The organism is Streptomyces sp. NPDC008092 (assembly GCF_042957285.1).
In the GTDB taxonomy this organism is placed as follows: Bacteria; Actinomycetota; Actinomycetes; order Streptomycetales; family Streptomycetaceae; genus Streptomyces.
In genome coordinates this window covers 308,778-324,972 of record NZ_JBIBHY010000013.1, presented here as the reverse complement: position 1 = coordinate 324,972, position 16,195 = coordinate 308,778, and the positions used below count along the sequence as shown (strand labels likewise).

Below are 16,195 nucleotides of genomic sequence, written 5' to 3'. Positions count from 1 at the left end.
AGCGCGGGCGGACATGCGGCGGCTCCTTCTGATCGTGGTGAATCCTGCGCCGGTCTCCTCACGGTAGATCCGTCGGCAGGCGCCTGCGAGGTACTGCCATTACCTGGAAGAGCAGTGACTCCCACCCGCGGCGCGGGGCGCGGTTCTCTGGAAAGGACCGAGGTCCCGGCCGGCCACGACCGGGCCCGGACCGGAGACCGACCTGTTCCGCCGACCTGTTCCGCCGACCTGTTCCGTCAGAAGGAGTTCCGTGCCCACAGCGTCCTTGTCCGCAACCGGCGGGGTCCACGCCGGGGACGCCCACGCCGCGGCTGTCCGTGCCGGGCGTGCGGCCGGCCCGAGTCCTCGGGGACACGCGACGGTGATCCTGACGATCATCTGCGTCAGCTATTTCATGGTCATCCTCGACAACTCGATCGTCTTCACCGGGCTGCCGCAGATCCGCTCCGACATGGGGTTCTCCGAGACGGGTCTGTCCTGGATCACCAACGCCTACGTCCTGGTCTTCGGCGGGCTGCTGCTCCTCGGCGCCCGGGCCGGCGACCTGTTCGGACACCGCAGGCTGTTCCTCTCCTCCCTGGTCGTCTTCTCGCTGTCCTCGCTCCTGGTCGGGGCCGCGCAGAGCCAGTGGTGGCTGATCGGGGCCCGGGCGCTGCAGGGCGTCGGGGCCGCGGTTCTGGCCCCCTCCGCGCTGTCGCTGCTCACCCGCAGCTTCCCCGAGGGCCGGGCCCGGGACCGCGCGATGGCCGCGTACAGCGCGGTCGCGGGTCTCGGTGCCTCCCTCGGCCTGGTCGTCGGAGGTCTGGTCGCGGACCTGGTCTCGTGGCGGGCCGGGTTCTTCCTGAACGTGCCGGTCGGCATCGTGATGATGGTGCTGGCCGTGCGTTTCCTGCCGGAGACCGACCGTCGGCGGGGCCGCTTCGACATCCCGGGCGCGCTCCTGGCGACGCTGGGTTCGACCGCTCTGGTCCTCGGCATCGTCGACGCGTCCGACCTCGGCCCGGCCGCGCCGGCCACCCTGGTTCCGCTGGTGGCGGGTGCGGGGATGCTGTGCCTGTTCGTCCGGGTGGAGCGGCGGGCCGCGCAGCCGATCGTGCCACTGCGGCTGTTCGCGAGCCGGGAGCGCAGCGGCGCGTACCTCACCCGGATGCTCTACATGGGCGCCATGATGGGGTTCTTCTTCTTCACGGCGCAGTTCGTGCAGAGCGTCTACCACTGGACGCCGTTGCAGGCGGGGCTCTCCTTCCTGCCGATGACGCTGGTCAACTTCGTCCTCGCGGTCCAGGTGCCGCGGTTGCTGGAGCGGGCGGGCAGACAGAGAGTGCTGCTCACCGGGGTCGTCCTGACCGCGGCCGGCCTGGCCTGGCTCAGCCGCCTCGGCCTGCACACCCCCTATGTGACGGGAGTGGCACTGCCCATGGCGCTCATCGGCGCCGGACAGGGGCTGGCGCTGGCCCCGATGACCTCCAGCGGTGTCGACGGCGTCGCGCCCGCGGACGCCGGCGCCGGCTCGGGCCTGGTCAACACCGTGCACCAGATCGGCAGCGCGCTGAGCCTGAGCATCCTGACCGCCGTGGCCGCCACCGTCTCCACCGGCCACGACGCCGCCGGCATCGCGGCCCGCTCGGGCGCCGCCCTGACCGGCTCCGCCGTCCTGCTCTCCCTGGCGGTCCTGGCCGTCGTGACCCTCGTCGTGCCCTCCCGGGCCACCCGTACCGAAAGGTCCCTGTGATGCAGACCCTCACCCTCAACAACGGCGTCGAGATGCCGGCCCTCGGACTCGGCGTCTTCCAGACCCCGCCCGACGAGACCCGGGCCGCCGTCACGGCCGCGCTCGACCTCGGCTACCGGCACATCGACACCGCCGCCGCCTACGGCAACGAACGCGAGGTCGGCCGGGCCGTCCGCGAGTCCGCCGTGCCCCGCGAGGAGATCTTCGTCGAGACGAAGATCTGGATCAGCGACTACGGGTACGACGAGACCCTGCACGGCTTCGACAAGAGCGCCGCCAAACTGGGCGTCGACCGCATCGACCTGCTCATCCTGCACCAGGCCCTGCCGTCGGACTTCGACCGGACCCTCGCCGCCTACCGCGCCCTGGAAAGGCTCCTGGCCGACGGCAGGGTGCGCGCCATCGGCGTCAGCAACTTCATGGTCGACCACCTGACCGCCCTCCTCGACGCCACCGCCGTCGTCCCCGCCGTCAACCAGCTGGAGATCCACCCCTACTTCCAGCAGCGCGCCCTCCTCGACTTCGACGACCGGCACGGCATCCTCAACCAGGCGTGGTCCCCCATCGGAGGCATCACCTTCTACCCGGGATACGGCGAGAGCCGCAGGAGTGTCCTGGCGGACCCCGTCGTCACCGGCATCGCCGAGGCGCACGGCAAGAGCCCCGCCCAGGTGCTGCTCCGCTGGGGCCTGCAGCACGGCCGCTCCGTGATCCCCAAGTCGACCAGGCGCCACCGCATCGCGGAGAACATCGACGTCTTCGACTTCGAGCTGACCGCGGACGAACTGAAGGCCCTCGACGCCCTGGAGACCGGCCGCCGCGGCGGCCCCGAGCCGGAGAACATCACCCTCGCGAACTACGGCCGTGCCATCCCCGAAGCCTGACACCACCCCGTAGCAGCCCGGCACCACCTCGTACCCGCGCAAAGGAACCACCATGCCCACCACCGTCAACGCGTTCGGCGCCCACGAAGCGGGCAAGCCGCTCACCGCCGTGGCCGTCGAGCGCCGGGACGTCGGCCCGCACGACGTCAGGCTCGACATCCTCTACTGCGGTGTCTGCCACTCCGACATCAACTTCGCCGGCGGCGCGTTCGGCCCGCTGCCGGTCAGCCCGCTCGTCCCCGGCCACGAGATCGTCGGCCGGGTGACCGAGACCGGGTCCGGGGTCACCCGCCACCGCGTCGGCGACCTGGTCGGCATCGGCTGCATGGTCAACTCCTGCCGCGCGTGCGAGAACTGCAAGGCCGGGCAGGAGCAGTACTGCCTCAAGGGCCACACCCTGGTCTTCGGCAGCCCCGACCCGGCCGAACCGGGCGCCCACACCCAGGGCGGCTACTCCGAGGCGATCGTCGCCCCCGAGGACTTCGTCGTCCGCGTGCCCGAATCCCTCGACCCGGCGGCCGCCGCTCCCCTGCTGTGCGCCGGCATCACCGTCTACGCCCCGCTCAGGCGGTTCGGCGCCCGGCCCGGCACCAGGGTCGCGGTCGTCGGCCTCGGCGGCCTCGGCCACCTCGGCGTGAAGATGGCCAAGGCCATGGGCGCCGACGTGACCGTGCTGTCCCGGTCCGGCGACAAGCGCGAGGCCGCCCTGGCCCTCGGCGCCGACCACTACGCCGTGACCGGCGACGGCTCGGCGTTCACCGAACTGGCCGACACCTTCGACATCATCCTGAACACCGTCAGCGCGCCGGTGTCCCTCCCCGACCACCTCGGGATGCTGCGGCTGCACGGCACCATGGTGAACGCCGGGGTGACGACGGAGCCGATGCCGGTGGACGTCCTCACCCTGTGCCAGAACGGCCGCTCCTACGCGGGCTCGCTGTTCGGCGGCATCGCCGAGACCCAGGAGATGCTCGACTTCGCGGCCGTGCACGGCGTGGGCGCCGACATCGAGCTGATCGCCGCGCGGGACATCAACACCGCCTACGAGCGGATCCTCGCCTCCGACGTCCGCTACCGGTTCGTCGTCGACGGCGCGACCTTCGCCGATCCGAAGGCATGACGCGCTCCTCCCTGCACGAACAATCGCCTCCCGTCCACGAAAGGTGCGAACCATGACCGCCTGGAACGCCTCCGACCTGAGCAGGATCGGCGCGGCGGAAGAACTGGACCTGGAGTCCGAACGCGCCGACGGCACCCTCCGCACGCCCGTGACCATGTGGGTCGTCCGCGCGGGCGACCGGCTCTACGTCCGCTCGGTCAAGGGCGTCGACGGCCCCTGGTACCGCGGCACCCGCTCCCGCCACCAGGGACGCGTCGAGGCCGCGGGCGTCCGGGCCGACGTCGCCTTCCACGACGCCGATCCCGGCGAGTACGCCGAGGTGGACGCGGCCTACCGGGAGAAGTACGGCCGTTACACCGGCATCGTCGGACACGTCCTGACCGACCGGGCCCACGCCTCCACCCTGCGACTCGAACCCCGCTGACCCCCGCCCCCGCCCACACCCGCCCACACTCACCCTCAAAACGGCCCCGCCAAGGCCCTCCAAGGAGCACCACCGTGCGAGCCACCCTGATGTACGCGGCCGAAGACGTACGCGTCGAAGACGTCGCCGACCCGAAGATCCAGCAGCCCACCGACGCGGTCGTCCGGATAGTGCTGTCCTGCGTGTGCGGCAGCGACCTGTGGCCCTACAAGTCGCTGGAGCCCACCGACAACCCCCGGCACATGGGCCACGAGTTCCTCGGCGTCGTCGAGGAGACCGGACCCGACGTGCGCACCCTCAGGCCCGGCGACGTGGTCGTCGCCCCGTTCGTCTGGGCCGACAACACCTGCGGGTACTGCCGCGAAGGCCTGCAGACGTCCTGCCCGCACGGCGGCCCGTGGGGCGTGAACGGTGTCGACGGCGGCCAGGGCCAGGCCGCCCGCGTCCCCCAGGCCGACGGCACCCTGGTCCGGCTGCCCGTCGCCGAGGACTCCGAGCTGCTCCCCGATCTGCTCACCCTCTCCGACGTGCTCAGCACCGGCTATCACGCCGCGTACACCGCCGGCGTCCGCCGCGGCGACACCGTCACCGTGATCGGGGACGGTGCCGTGGGCCTGTCCGCCGTGATCTGTGCCCGGCTGCTGGGCGCCGAGCAGGTCATCCTGATGGGCCGCCACCGGGCCCGCACCGACCTGGGCCGCGACTTCGGCGCCACCGACGTGGTCGCCGAACGCGGAGCCGAGGGCGTCGCCCGGGTCCGCGAGCTGACCGGCGGCGAGGGCACGCGGAAGGTACTGGAATGCGTCGGCCTGAAGGACGCCCTCGTGCAGAGCTTCGGCGTGGTCCGCGACGGCGGCACGGTCAGCCGCGTCGGCGCCCCGCAGTTCACCGACGTACCGTTCGGGTTCGCCGACTTCATGCGCAACATCACCCTCACCGGGGGCGTCGCGCCCGCCCGCGCCTACATCGGGGAGCTGATGCCGCACATCCTCGACGGCTCGATCCGGCCGGGCCGCGTCTTCGACCGCACCGTCGCCCTGGAGGACATCGCCGACGGCTACCGCGCGATGAACGACCGCGAGGCACTGAAGGTACTGGTGCGCCCGTGACCGCCCGCAGACCGGGACCGGCCGCCACGGCGCACGAGCGCCTGCGCCCGGGCCCTCTGGCCACCCTCGCCGTCACCGGCCCGGGACTCATCGAGTAGTCCGACGGGGCGGGACGGGGCATCGGCGTCGGAGGCGGTGGCCGGCGCACCCCGTGGGCTACGGGACGCGGACCGCTTCGGCGGTCTCCGACCCCGACTCCGCCTCGGCCGCCGCCAGTTGCCGGTTGCGTCGCACGGAGGACCAGAAGGACCAGCCGATCAGGACGACGCCGACCAGACCGGTGACGACCTCGTTGATCTGGTACTGGATGGTGACCATCAGGATCACGGCCAGCGCGCCGATCGCGTAGTGGGCGCCGTGCTCCAGGTAGACGTAGTCGTCCAGGGTGCCCTGACGGACGAGGTACACGGTGAGCGAACGGACGTACATCGCACCGATACCGAGGCCCAGGGCCATCAGCACGATGTCGTTGGTGATGGCGAACGCGCCGATCACGCCGTCGAACGAGAACGACGCGTCCAGGACCTCCAGGTAGAGGAACATGAAGAACGCGGCCCGGCCGGCCAGCAGCACCGCCGAGCCCCCGCGCCGCCGCTGGCTCTCCTCGTCCTCCTCCAGCTGGTTCTCGAAGTAGCCCGACAGGCCGCCCACGACCAGGTACGTGATCAGTCCGGCGATGCCGGAGACCAGCACCGTCTGCGCCTTGTCGGCGTGCGCGCCACCGTGCTGGTGGGCGTGGGCGGCGAAGGTGAAGGACGTGACGAGCAGGACGATCAGGGCGATGCAGACCGACAGCATGTCGACCTTGCCGAGCCTGGCCAGCGGGCGCTCGATCCAGCCCAGCCACTGCACGTCCCGGTCCTCGAAGACGAAGTCCAGGAAGATCATCAGCAGGAACATGCCGCCGAAGGCGGCGATCGCCGGGTGGGCGTCGGTGACCAGTTGCTCGTAGCGGTCCTTGTCGGTCAGCGCCAGGTTCACCGCGTCGTACGGATTGAGCTGGGCGGTGATCGCGACGATGACGACCGGAAAGGCGAGCCGCATGCCGAACACGGCGATCAGGACGCCCACCGTGAGGAAGACGCTCTGCCAGAAGGCGTTCATCTTCTTCAGGATCCCGGCGTTGACGACAGCGTTGTCGAACGACAGGGAGATCTCCAGGACGGCCAGGATCGCCACGATCCCGAGGGCGGTCCAGCCGTCGTACAGCACCCCGGCCGCCAGGCCGACCACGGTGACCAGGAACGCCCAGCGAAAGGTCCTCAACAGCACGGCTGCACTCTCCTGTCATCCCGCGAACGCCAACGGCCGCCCGTCACACCGGCGTTGTCTATCACGGCCAGCTGTCCTCGGGGTGTCCCGGCGGGTACCCGGCCGCGATCCGCCGGTGCACGTCGTGAACACGACGTTCCTCCGGTCCCGGGCCCGGGACACCTGTCCGGCCTCCTGTCGGGCGTGAGCCCTGCTCAGGCGGTGGCGGCGGCCGTTGCGAGGTGTATCGCGGTCAGGAGCGAGGCACCCGCGATCATCGTCCACTTCCTCGTGGCGACTCCGATGGCGGCGTCGCCCACCTGGGCCGCGGCGGCCGCGCAGAGGATGAGCGAGCCGGCCGGGCCCGACCACGCGAGCGGTGCGACGAGGGCCGCCGCCCCCAGGGGCACTCCCCTGGTCGCGTACATCCAGCCGTAGAAGCGTTCGCCGGCGGTCGGCGTACCGCTCTCGCTCAGCGCCGCCGGGCGCACCCCTCCCACCAGCGCGAAGACGATGCCGGCGACCGCACCGACGGTGTTGGCCCCCAGGAGAACGTTCACGGGGCGTACTCGGTCGACGGTTCGGTGCCGTACTTCGTCCAGACCTCTGCGACGGCTTCGGGTGACAGCGGCTGCCCGGACTCGACCATGGCCTTGAGGTCACGGAAGTACTGCACGTACAGGTCCGGAGTGAAGGTGTTGAGCATGACCGCCGTGTCGTCGGTGACGTTGGCGAACGTGTGCGGTGCACCCGGCGGGACCATGACCCACGTACCGGCTCCGGCGTCGTGGTCGTCCTGCCCGACGGTGAACCGCACGCTGCCCGAAAGTACGTAGAAGCCCTCGTCGTGCTGTGCATGGCGGTGCTGCGGAGGACCGGCGGTGTGCGGGGGGATGGTGATTTCACCCATCCCCAGGCGGTGGTCGGTGTTGCTGCCGTCCTCAAGGATCCGGATCGTCGACGGGCCGTTGACGATGAGCTCGCCCTCGCCGGGACCGGTGATCGACACCTGGGCCATGGGATCTCCCTGACTGGTGGGGTTGCCAACGCCAGGACCCTATGATCGATCCGAACCTTTATGCAAGTCGACTCTCAAAAAAAGAGTCGACTCTCATTCAATGTCCTCGCCCGATATGATTTCGGCCGGCACGGAAGGATGATCATGGCCGAGCGGAGTCGCCCGAGCGGGCTCAGCAAGACGATGGAACGGACCAGGTCGGCGATCGTCACGGCCGCCCGCGACCTCGCCGACACCGGGGCGGAGATCACGATGCCGGCGGTCGCGGCCGAGGCAGGGGTCTCCGAAGCGACCGCCTATCGCTACTTCCCCGACCTCGTCTCACTCCTGCGCGCCGCCGTGATGACGGACGATCTGGTCGCGGTCCTGCGAGCGGCGACGCACAGCGACGACCCGGTCGAACGGATCGGCCAGGCCGCGGAGATCCTCGGCCGGGCGGTGCTGCGCAGGCAGGGTGCCGTCCGGGTGGTCGTCTCCTCGGCCATCGCGAAGCCCTCGACGTCCAAGGACCGTCCCGCCCGCCGCTTCGGACTCATCGAGCACGCCCTTGCCCCGTGGGCCGACAGGTGCGGCTCCGCGCAGCGCGCGGACGTGGCACAACTGGTCCGCGGCCTCGCCCTCGTGATCAGCGCCGAGTCGCTGTTCGCCCTGCTGGACCTCTGCGGCCTGACCCCCGACGACGCGGTCGCCGGCCTCGTGACCACCGCACGGCAGATGACCGCGGCGGCAGTCGCGGCCATCCCCACGGGACCCGCCACCGGCTGAACCTCCGCAGGCCGGCCGTGCTTGCCGCACGGGAGGTTACTGGCACTGCGTAACCCCGCAGCCCGCAGCCCGCGCGGCAAGCGGCGAGCCGGAGGGGTCCGCGAGCGGCGTCCGGGACGCCCGGCCCAGCGGGTCGGCCCTGACGGCGTGAACCGTCCCGGCGGTTGAGGGCACCGGCCAGGCCCTCCTCCCCGCCGCCCCACGCAACCGCCGACGGGAGGTCCAGGAGGACTGTCCTGCGTCGTGGACGGCCCGGGGCACGGGGTTGTGCTGTTCGACAGCCGCCGCATCGGCGCTACCGTCAAGCAGTTCGCCACCGACGGCTTTCCAGTCACCGATGGCTTTCCCGTCACGGATGGCTTTCCCGTCACCGATGACTTTCCCGTCACCGATGAGCTGCTCACCCGGCCCGGGGCGCCTGGCCTGCGCCCGTCGCGTGGCCCCCGCGCCCACGACGAGTCGGACGACCAGACCGAGTAGCGGAGCTGCCGCACGAGGCTTGCCCGCTTCCACCAGTGCCCGGACTGTGGCCGTAGCCGTCCGGATTCTCCGCCCGGGTCCTGACCGGGCTCTCCCCGAACGCGCCCGGCGCCAGCAGGTGGCGGGCCAGGGCGAGTGCGGCAAGCAGCGCGACGAGTAAGCACACGCCCCACCAGCCGGCCCGGCTCCAGACGCGTACCCCGAGCCAAGAGCCTGCGCTGCCGCCCAGGTAGGCGCAGGTCATGTACGCGGTGTTGAGCCTGCCGCGGGCGTCGGAGCGCAGGGCGTAGACGCGGACCTGGTTGGCGACCATGCCGGACTGCATCGCGGTGTCGAGGAGCAGCGTGCCGAGTGTCAGGGCGGCCAGCCCCAGGGTGCCGCCCCAGGCACCGGCGGCGAGGATCGCGGCCGCGGCGAGGACGCCGAGCATGCAGACGAGGTTCACCGGATCGGGGCCGTGGCGGTCCACCAGACGGCCGGCGAGCGGGGTGCAGACCATGGTCGCCGTACCGGTCAGGGCGATCATGCCGACCGCCTGGGCACCCAGCCCGTAGGCCGGTCCGGTGAGCAGGAGCGCCAGGCAGGTCCAGACGGCGGAGAACCCGGCGAAGACGGTTGCCTGGTAGAAGCAGGAGCGGCGCAGTTCCGGCTCGGTGCGCAGCAGGCGCAGTGGCTCGGCCAGGAGTGCCGTGTACCGCTGGCGGGAGGACGGGGTCGTGACGGGCACCGCGAACGCCAGGACGGTGGCGAGGAGCAGGGCGAGGACCGCGGCGATCAGGTAGGGGGCCCGCCAGCCCAGCCCTTCACCGAGCGTGCCGCTGAAGGTCCGGGCCAGCAGCATGCCGCCGGTCGATCCGCTCAGCAGGGCACCGAGCACGGCTCCTTGGCGGTCGGCGGCCACGAGACCGGCCGCCAGCGGGCCGACGACCTGCGCGCCCACGGTGGTCAGACCGACCAGGGTGCTGGCGGCGATGAGGGCCGGCAGAGCCGGTGCGCAACCCGCGGCGAGCAGCGCCAGACCGGTCAGGACGAGAAGGGCGACGAGGAACGAGCGGTGCGGGAGCCGGTCGCCGAGCGGCACCAGCAGGACCATCCCGGCCGTGTAACCGATCTGCGTGGCGGTCACCACCGCGGCGGCCGAGTCCGGGGACACGTGCAGCCCGGCGGCGACCAGCGGACCGATGGCCTGCGGAAAGTAGATGTTGCCCACTGCCACGGCGCACGTGACAGCCAGTATCAGGACCATCCGGCGGCTCATTCTCGGTTCACCGGCCCGACCGCTACGCAGCTGACCCGGCCGGAGACGGACCCCGGCACGAATCCCGCCTTCGCGCCGGCGCGGTCCTCGCGGCCGGCATTTGTGGGGGCCTCCGCAGTGGCGACGCGGTCCGCCTCGTCCGGATCGACCACGCCGGACGCCGGGCCGTCGCCCGCCGGGCGCCTGGTCACCGCGGCGCCGGTGCCCCGTGCCGCACCGGCGACAACCGCCGTGCGCCGCACATGAGTTGTGTGTGTCATGAGAGGAAGTCCACGACATCGACGTGGCGCCGCCAATCGATGTAGCGTATGGCTTAATGATCAGCTTTGTGCTCGGCGTCGAGGACCTAGCGGACACCCGCTTCGCCCTTTCCCCCCTGCACGAAACCCTCTTCAGCCTGCGCGTGCTCCAGGACCCGGGCCTGTCCGCGCTGCACCTGCCCTGGCGCAGGTCCGTACTCGGCAGACTCGGCACGCTCGACACCGGGCTGCTGATGTCCCTGGTCGCCCAGCGGCGCACTCTCCCCGACTTCCTGACCCCGAATCCCGCGGGCTTCGCACCGGCCTTCGAGGAAGAACTCTCGGTCGTCCGCCAGGCGTCCTGCGCCCGGGTCCGCCACGACCTGCGCCTTGCGCACGCACCCGACCCCGTTCCCGAAGCCCTCCGCGACGCCACCGCCGACGAGGACGCACCTGTCGCCAGGCTCCGTGACGCCATCTGCGATCTCCTGCGGCGGTACTGGGAGGTGGCCGTCGAGCCGATGTGGCCGCAGATGCGGCTGGTGCTGGAGGCCGACATGACCTACCGTGCCCGCCAACTCGCCCTGGGGGGCGCCCGGCTGCTGTTCACCGACATGCACCCGAACCTGCGCTGGCAAGCCGGAGAGCTCCACATCCACCAGATGATCAGCAGGCACCGGGTCGCGGCCTCCGGCCGGGGGCTGTTGCTCATGCCGTCCGTGTTCGCGCACAAGCCCGCGCCCCCCGTCAGTCCGGACGAGCCGCCGAGCCTCGTCTATCCCAGCCGGGGAGTGGCCACGCTGTGGGGCTCGGAGATCCCGGTGGCCGACGCGACCGCCCTGGTGTCCCTGCTCGGCGCGTCCCGGGCCAGACTGCTCAGCCTCCTGGAAGAGCCGCTGCCCACCGCGGAGCTGGCCCGCCGGCTCGGGGTCACCCCGAGCGCCGTCTCCCAGCACCTGCGGGTCCTGCACGCCACTGGACTGGTCACCCGGACCCGTGACGGCCGGTATGTGCTGTACCGGAGAAGCACGCTCGGCGACCGGCTCACGGCCACCGCTTCCAGAGCGCGAACCCAGGACAGCTGAGGATCAGCAGTCCGCCGCCGCCCAACCCCACCCGGCCGGGCGCCTCGTCACTTCGCCGAGCCCCCTCGGCTCGTCCTGTCGGGGGCGGAGGCCGCGGGGGCGGAGGCCGCGGGAGCTGCCGGGGCGGCGCGGAGCATGGCCTTGTAGAGGGCCTCGTGCTCGGGTGAGGCGGGCAGCGGGCCCCGCGCGGGGGCCACGAAGGACTGGACGAACAGGGCAAGGACGCGGCGCCAGGCGTCGGGCGCGGCATCTCCGGTGGCGTTGACGACTCCGGCGTTCGCCATGTGCAGCAGGACCAGGTCGGAGGGGTCGAAGTCCGCGCGCAGCCGGCCTGCCTCCTTGGCGCGGCCGATGAGCCGCACCATGCCCTCGTACGCCGCGTTGCGCCGGGTCACGCCCGCACCCGAGGGACGTCTCGGGTGCGGGTCGCCCAGGGCCTCGCGCTCTACCGGGAGAGGTCTCGGCAACGTTTGCCGGCTTCGCCGGGTACGACGACCAGCTCCGGTATCTCGACCGCGGCCTGCTCCGCCAACTGTGGCCGGTGCTGCCCGAGATGCCGGGGCCGCACACGCGGCCCCGGCCGACGTGATCACGTCCGGCTGTCCCTGTCCCCTGGTTCCCACCGGCGGGTATGCCGTGCGGGCACACCGTCTCCTGAACCGCCACAGCCAGGGCCTCGATGTCGCTGTCGAGAACCCGGCACCCATGACCGGCATCGCCGCCGGGCTCCGCGCCGGCCGGAAGCCCGCAGCTGTGAGGAGCACACCCTGGAGACCGCCCCGCCGTCCCCCCTCTTCACCGTGGCCGCCCGGCCACCGGACACCTCAGGGGTTGTGGTCGTGCTGGATTCGGGGGAAGTGGCCGTTGTGGTAGATGAGGGGCGTGTGAGGGCTGTGACCGATCTGGTGGATTCGGAAGGTGATGATGGTGTGGTCGCCCGCCGGGAGCTCTCCGGTGATTTCGCAGTCCATCCAGGAGCTTGCGCCCTCGATGAAGAGCGGGCCGTGCGGGGTGGTGTGGATGTCGAGGTCGGCGAACCTGTCCACGCCCTTCGCCGCGAGCTGGTGGCAGGCCGCGCTCTGGTGTTCGGCGAGCACGGAGGCGCCGACCCGGCCGGCTGTCTTCAGGACGGGCCACGTCGAGGAGTCGTTGTGTGCGGAGAACAGGGCCATGGGCGGGTCGTAGGAGACACCTACGGTCAGTGATGTGGCGATCATTCCGTAGCGTGAGCCGCCGACCTCCGCACAGAGGGCTACGACCGCTGCGGGGAATCCGCCGAAGACGGCACGGATCTGGTCAGAGTGGGCGACCGCTGGTGCGAGGGCGGCGGCGTCGGTGCCGAACCGGCGGTTGAGGCCCGCGATCGTCATGGCGTGCCGGCCTTGGGGCGGGCGGTGGCACGGATGTGACGGGGCCCGGCGGCAGGTGCCGCAACCCGTGCGCCGGCCCTCTCGTGGGCGCGGTCCGTGAGCGGGAGCTCGTAGCGGAAACACCTGGCGGGTGCCAGGGCATCGGGTGCGACCAGGAGTGCGAGTGGGCGCGGGGGCATCTCGGAGGCCTTGGAGTGTCCCCCGTCTGCCCCCGTCATCAGCGGGATGACGTGCATGTGCTTCGGACCGGGGTCCGGGTGGCGGTCTGGGAAGCAGTGCGGCGGGCCGGTGCCGGTCGCCGCGCAGGTGGGCGGGGCGAAGATCTCCGCCACGTGCCCGGCCGGGCCGGTCGTCGTGATCTCGTCACCGGGAACGGCAACGGGGGGCGCAAGTGTGCGGGCCGGGCCGGGAGTTGGCGGACCTGCCGTGGGGATACCCGCGACAACGCTGACTGTCACGACCGCCTCCAATCGTCATCACGGTGTCGGCGAGCAGAACCCGTCGGCTGTCTGCTGTGCGAGGGAATCCGGCCGTGCGGCCGGCGCGGAGGGTGCCGGCGAGGCCGCGTGCTCCAAGGGGTGCAACTCGTCGGCCCACGGCGCCCCTTGGGACATCGGCCCGGGGCGCCGTCCGGTCGGCACCGGCACGTCGGCCGTGGACTGCGCCGACTCGCGACGCATCGTCGGCTGCCCGCCGCTCGCCGACCGGGTCCGGCTGATGCCCCGTAAGGTCTCCCACGCACGGGGCGACGGCCTGTGCTGCACGGGTTCGGCTTGCCGGGCGGCCTGCCTGACGGACCGAGGTCTTCGGCCGCGCCAGGCAGGCCGATTCGTTCACTGCCCGGCAGACCGAGGTCTTCGACCACGCCAGGCAGGCCGAGTGCACCTGCGGGGTACTGCGGGTGTGCTCCGAGGTCAGTCCCTGCCGGCCTGCCCGGCGGGCTGTGCCCCGGGAGCAGGGGCCGGAGCAGGGGCCGGGGCGGGGGCTGCCTTCACCAGGCCGAACAGCCCGATGAGCAGGAGGACGGCGATGAAGACCGCGCCGCCGCCCAGGGCCTGTCCCGCGGCGTCGGCGACCGCACCGTGCGCGGTGCTGCCGGTCGCGAGCGCATCGTCCAGCCGGGAGATGTAGACCGTGCCGAGGACGGCGATACCGAGCGCACCGCCGACCTGCTGCATGGTCTGCAGCATGCCGGCCGCGGCGCCGGCGTTCTGCGGTGGCAGGCCCGCGAGGACGGTGAAGTTCAGCGCCGTGAAGGCGATGCCGACGCCGACGCCGCAGAAGACCGTGGGGACCACGACGAATCCGTAGCCGGTGGAGGCGGACATCTGGCTGAGCCAGAGCAGGCCGACGATGATCAGTGCCGCCGCGGCCGTCACGAGGTTCTTCGGGCCGAACCTCTTCACCAGCGGCGGAAAGGTCCACCGGGAGGAGAGGACGCCCAGGGTAAGCGGGACGACCGCGAAGCCGGCCCTGACGGGGCTGTATCCCAGTGACTCCTGCGCGTACACCATCAGGAAGTAGAGACCGGCGAACATGGCCGCGGGCAGCATCAGCATGCCGCCGTAGGCGACGGCCCGGTTGCGGACGGAGAACAGTGCCAGCGGGATGATCGGCTGGGCCACCCGCTGTTCGCCGATCAGGAAGGCGACGAGCAGCACGGCTCCCACGGCGAAGGCGGTGATCGTCTGCGCGTCGCCCCAGCCCTTGTCAGCGGCATGGGTGAACCCGTAGACGATGCCGATCAGACCGGCGGTGCCGGTGATCGCGCCGAACACGTCGAGCTTGGCCTGGGTGTGCGCCAGGTGCGGGATGAACCGGATGGCGAGCACGATGATCGCGATGCCGATCGGCACGTTGACCAGCATCACCCAGCGCCAGTTGGCCCAGGAGGTGAGGATGCCGCCGGCCAGCAGACCGAGGGAGCCGCCCGCCGAGGACGCGGCGGTGTAGTAGCTGAGGGCCCGGGCCCGGGCGGCCGGTGCGGTGAAGGTGGTGGCGATCAGGGACAGCGCGCTCGGGGCGGCGACGGCCGCGCCGATCCCCTGGATCACCCGGGTGGCCAGCAGCCAGGTGGCACTCTGGGCGAGACCCCCTGCGAGGGAGGCGGCCGTGAACACCGCCACGCCGGTGAGGAAGACCGTGCGGCGGCCGAAGACGTCGCCGAGCCTCCCGCCGAACAGCAGCAGGCCGCCGAAGGCCACCCCGTAAGCGTTGATGACCCAGGTGAGGTTGGCCGAGGAGAAGCCCAGCGCACGCTGGATGGTGGGCAGGGCGGTGGTCACGATCGTCAGGTCCAGCATGATCATGAGCTGGCAGGTCACGATCACGAAGAGGGCTATCGATAACCGGCGCTCGGCTGACCGGTCGGCCGTCTGGGGCGGCGTGGTCGGGCTGTTCGACATTGCGTTCCTTCGGACAGGGGGACGGATGCCGGGTGACGGCCCGCCTTGCGGAGCCGGTCACCCGTCAGGAGCGGTGGCCAGGGGCCTGCGCCGAGGTCAGACGGCCCAGGGGATCGGGTTGGCTCCTTCGGTGCCGGGAATGCTCACCAGCGCCCCGGCCTGCATGGCGACCAGCGCCTCCAGCGGCTCACCGGTGCTGCGGAACCGGCGCACGGACCCGGCCGGTACCACGAGGGCCTGGCCGGCCGAGATCTGCTCGGTCTGGCCGTCGACCGTGAACTCGAACGAACCGGCGATCGGCATCCAGATCTGGTCCTTGTCGATGACGTGGACGGGGGACTCGCCGCCGTCGATCACCGAGACCTTCCAGGTCGCCACCTGCTCGCTGCCCTGGCTCGGTGCGGCGAGGGCGTACATCACGGCGGAAGCTGTCTTGATTGTCCGGTCTTCGGTGGGATTGATGATAATCATGCTACTCTCCCTGTGTCAACTTACTTGACACAAGTCTAATGGGGACGGGTGCTCGTGTGTCAATATGGACCCATGGAAAACGCGGATGACCTGACCGACTACGAGCTCATCTACCTTGTCGGGATGACGTTCCAGCTGTTGCTCGGGGAGTTCGTGGGCAGACTCAACGAACTCGGTTACGAAGACATCAGGCCAATCGACGGAATGGCCCTTCAGGTACTGAAGGGCGAAGGCGCCACCGGCACCGAACTGGCCGCCGCATTGGGAATTACCAAGCAGGCGGTCAGTGGAATGGCCACGCATCTTGAGGAACACGGCTATGTGGTGCGCGTGCAGCACCCGTCCGGCGGCCGCCGCCAGCTGCTTCAGCTGACCGAGAAGGCCTACGTGCACCTTTCCGAGGCCGGTGCCGTGCTGCACGATCTCGAAGCGGAAATCATCGGCCAGACCGGGAAGATCCCGATGTACACCCTGCGGATGACATTGGCCGAGATAATCAAGACGCTGAGCGGCGGCCATATTCCTCCGCTGCGGCCCACGTGGTGACCAGGGGCGACATTCTTTCCGGAGATTGCTGACCGCCG

The 16,195-nt window shown here is 71.1% G+C and carries 17 protein-coding genes and 1 pseudogene; 9 read left to right on the top strand and 9 right to left on the bottom strand.

Annotated elements, in window-relative coordinates; translation table 11 throughout:
* Positions 1-361 precede the first annotated feature (361 nt).
* The 5 genes from ACFZB3_RS36615 to ACFZB3_RS36595 all read left to right on the top strand — a co-directional run bounded on the left by ACFZB3_RS36615 (position 362) and on the right by ACFZB3_RS36595 (position 5,269).
* A complete protein-coding gene (locus tag ACFZB3_RS36615; RefSeq protein ID WP_391383627.1) occupies positions 362-1,732 on the top strand; it encodes an MFS transporter in 1,371 nt (456 codons plus the stop codon).
* On the top strand, positions 1,732-2,616 hold the full coding sequence (locus ACFZB3_RS36610; RefSeq protein ID WP_391383623.1) for an aldo/keto reductase: 885 nt from the start codon (positions 1,732-1,734) through the stop codon (positions 2,614-2,616). The genes ACFZB3_RS36615 and ACFZB3_RS36610 overlap by 1 nt, the downstream gene beginning before the upstream one ends.
* A gap of 52 nt (positions 2,617-2,668) precedes the next feature.
* Positions 2,669-3,736: an alcohol dehydrogenase catalytic domain-containing protein gene (locus ACFZB3_RS36605; RefSeq protein WP_391383620.1), complete on the top strand. Its 1,068-nt coding sequence runs from the start codon at positions 2,669-2,671 to the stop codon at positions 3,734-3,736.
* A gap of 52 nt (positions 3,737-3,788) precedes the next feature.
* A complete protein-coding gene (locus ACFZB3_RS36600; protein WP_391383617.1) occupies positions 3,789-4,160 on the top strand; it encodes a DUF2255 family protein in 372 nt (123 codons plus the stop codon).
* Positions 4,161-4,234: 74 nt separating this feature from the next.
* Complete coding sequence (locus tag ACFZB3_RS36595; protein ID WP_391383615.1) at positions 4,235-5,269, top strand: zinc-binding dehydrogenase; 1,035 nt, start codon at positions 4,235-4,237, stop codon at positions 5,267-5,269.
* 156 nt (positions 5,270-5,425) lie between these two features.
* Here the strand turns inward: ACFZB3_RS36595 and ACFZB3_RS36590 are convergent, their stop codons facing one another.
* The 3 genes from ACFZB3_RS36590 to ACFZB3_RS36580 all read right to left on the bottom strand — a co-directional run bounded on the left by ACFZB3_RS36590 (position 5,426) and on the right by ACFZB3_RS36580 (position 7,538).
* A complete protein-coding gene (locus tag ACFZB3_RS36590; protein WP_391383612.1) occupies positions 5,426-6,541 on the bottom strand; it encodes a DUF475 domain-containing protein in 1,116 nt (371 codons plus the stop codon).
* Positions 6,542-6,735: 194 nt separating this feature from the next.
* Positions 6,736-7,080, bottom strand: a complete 345-nt coding sequence (locus ACFZB3_RS36585; RefSeq protein ID WP_391383607.1) for a hypothetical protein — start codon at positions 7,078-7,080, stop codon at positions 6,736-6,738.
* Positions 7,077-7,538: a cupin domain-containing protein gene (locus ACFZB3_RS36580; RefSeq protein ID WP_391383604.1), complete on the bottom strand. Its 462-nt coding sequence runs from the start codon at positions 7,536-7,538 to the stop codon at positions 7,077-7,079. The genes ACFZB3_RS36585 and ACFZB3_RS36580 overlap by 4 nt, the downstream gene beginning before the upstream one ends.
* Before the next feature lie 144 nt (positions 7,539-7,682).
* Here ACFZB3_RS36580 and ACFZB3_RS36575 point away from each other — a divergent pair, with 144 nt between their 5' ends.
* Entirely contained in the window at positions 7,683-8,303 is a 621-nt protein-coding gene (locus ACFZB3_RS36575; protein ID WP_391383601.1) for a TetR family transcriptional regulator, read from the top strand.
* A gap of 400 nt (positions 8,304-8,703) precedes the next feature.
* Here ACFZB3_RS36575 and ACFZB3_RS36570 read toward each other — a convergent pair whose 3' ends face one another.
* Together ACFZB3_RS36570 and ACFZB3_RS36565 are read right to left on the bottom strand one after the other, a co-directional pair.
* Positions 8,704-10,029 (bottom strand): MFS transporter, encoded by a 1,326-nt coding sequence (locus ACFZB3_RS36570; RefSeq protein WP_391383598.1) that lies wholly within the window; start codon positions 10,027-10,029, stop codon positions 8,704-8,706.
* 8 nt (positions 10,030-10,037) lie between these two features.
* A complete protein-coding gene (locus ACFZB3_RS36565) occupies positions 10,038-10,301 on the bottom strand; it encodes a hypothetical protein (protein ID WP_391383595.1) in 264 nt (87 codons plus the stop codon).
* A 56-nt stretch (positions 10,302-10,357) separates the two neighbouring features.
* On the opposite strand from ACFZB3_RS36565, the gene ACFZB3_RS36560 reads away from it, so the two are divergent.
* Complete coding sequence (locus tag ACFZB3_RS36560; RefSeq protein ID WP_391383592.1) at positions 10,358-11,365, top strand: ArsR family transcriptional regulator; 1,008 nt, start codon at positions 10,358-10,360, stop codon at positions 11,363-11,365.
* A 47-nt stretch (positions 11,366-11,412) separates the two neighbouring features.
* On the opposite strand, the gene ACFZB3_RS36555 is transcribed toward ACFZB3_RS36560, so the two are convergent.
* Positions 11,413-11,760, bottom strand: a complete 348-nt coding sequence (locus tag ACFZB3_RS36555) for a hypothetical protein (RefSeq protein WP_391383587.1) — start codon at positions 11,758-11,760, stop codon at positions 11,413-11,415.
* A 158-nt stretch (positions 11,761-11,918) separates the two neighbouring features.
* Here ACFZB3_RS36555 and ACFZB3_RS36550 point away from each other — a divergent pair.
* Positions 11,919-12,168, top strand: a pseudogene (locus ACFZB3_RS36550) (hypothetical protein); the annotation flags it as partial.
* Positions 12,169-12,189: 21 nt separating this feature from the next.
* Here ACFZB3_RS36550 and ACFZB3_RS36545 read toward each other — a convergent pair.
* From ACFZB3_RS36545 to ACFZB3_RS36535, 3 genes are all read right to left on the bottom strand, one after another.
* Positions 12,190-12,735: a flavin reductase gene (locus tag ACFZB3_RS36545; protein WP_391383584.1), complete on the bottom strand. Its 546-nt coding sequence runs from the start codon at positions 12,733-12,735 to the stop codon at positions 12,190-12,192.
* Between the two features lie 914 nt (positions 12,736-13,649).
* A complete protein-coding gene (locus ACFZB3_RS36540) occupies positions 13,650-15,140 on the bottom strand; it encodes an MFS transporter (RefSeq protein WP_391383581.1) in 1,491 nt (496 codons plus the stop codon).
* Between the two features lie 96 nt (positions 15,141-15,236).
* Positions 15,237-15,611, bottom strand: coding sequence for a cupin domain-containing protein (locus ACFZB3_RS36535; protein ID WP_391383576.1), 375 nt, complete (start codon positions 15,609-15,611; stop codon positions 15,237-15,239).
* 72 nt (positions 15,612-15,683) lie between these two features.
* On the opposite strand from ACFZB3_RS36535, the gene ACFZB3_RS36530 reads away from it, so the two are divergent.
* Complete coding sequence (locus tag ACFZB3_RS36530; protein ID WP_391383573.1) at positions 15,684-16,157, top strand: MarR family transcriptional regulator; 474 nt, start codon at positions 15,684-15,686, stop codon at positions 16,155-16,157.
* The last annotated feature ends 38 nt before the right edge of the window (positions 16,158-16,195 follow it).

Excerpts from the sequence above, each read along its gene's own strand:
- ACFZB3_RS36610 (WP_391383623.1), top strand. The coding sequence starts at position 1,732 with ATGCAGACCCTCACCCTCAACAACGGCGTCGAGATGCCGGCCCTCGGA.
- ACFZB3_RS36605 (WP_391383620.1), top strand. The coding sequence starts at position 2,669 with ATGCCCACCACCGTCAACGCGTTCGGCGCCCACGAAGCGGGCAAGCCG.
- ACFZB3_RS36600 (WP_391383617.1), top strand. The coding sequence starts at position 3,789 with ATGACCGCCTGGAACGCCTCCGACCTGAGCAGGATCGGCGCGGCGGAA.
- ACFZB3_RS36580 (WP_391383604.1), bottom strand. The coding sequence starts at position 7,538 with ATGGCCCAGGTGTCGATCACCGGTCCCGGCGAGGGCGAGCTCATCGTC.
- ACFZB3_RS36575 (WP_391383601.1), top strand. The coding sequence starts at position 7,683 with ATGGCCGAGCGGAGTCGCCCGAGCGGGCTCAGCAAGACGATGGAACGG.
- ACFZB3_RS36570 (WP_391383598.1), bottom strand. The coding sequence starts at position 10,029 with ATGGTCCTGATACTGGCTGTCACGTGCGCCGTGGCAGTGGGCAACATC.
- ACFZB3_RS36565 (WP_391383595.1), bottom strand. The coding sequence starts at position 10,301 with ATGACACACACAACTCATGTGCGGCGCACGGCGGTTGTCGCCGGTGCG.
- ACFZB3_RS36560 (WP_391383592.1), top strand. The coding sequence starts at position 10,358 with ATGATCAGCTTTGTGCTCGGCGTCGAGGACCTAGCGGACACCCGCTTC.
- ACFZB3_RS36545 (WP_391383584.1), bottom strand. The coding sequence starts at position 12,735 with ATGACGATCGCGGGCCTCAACCGCCGGTTCGGCACCGACGCCGCCGCC.
- ACFZB3_RS36540 (WP_391383581.1), bottom strand. The coding sequence starts at position 15,140 with ATGTCGAACAGCCCGACCACGCCGCCCCAGACGGCCGACCGGTCAGCC.
- ACFZB3_RS36535 (WP_391383576.1), bottom strand. The coding sequence starts at position 15,611 with ATGATTATCATCAATCCCACCGAAGACCGGACAATCAAGACAGCTTCC.
- ACFZB3_RS36530 (WP_391383573.1), top strand. The coding sequence starts at position 15,684 with ATGGAAAACGCGGATGACCTGACCGACTACGAGCTCATCTACCTTGTC.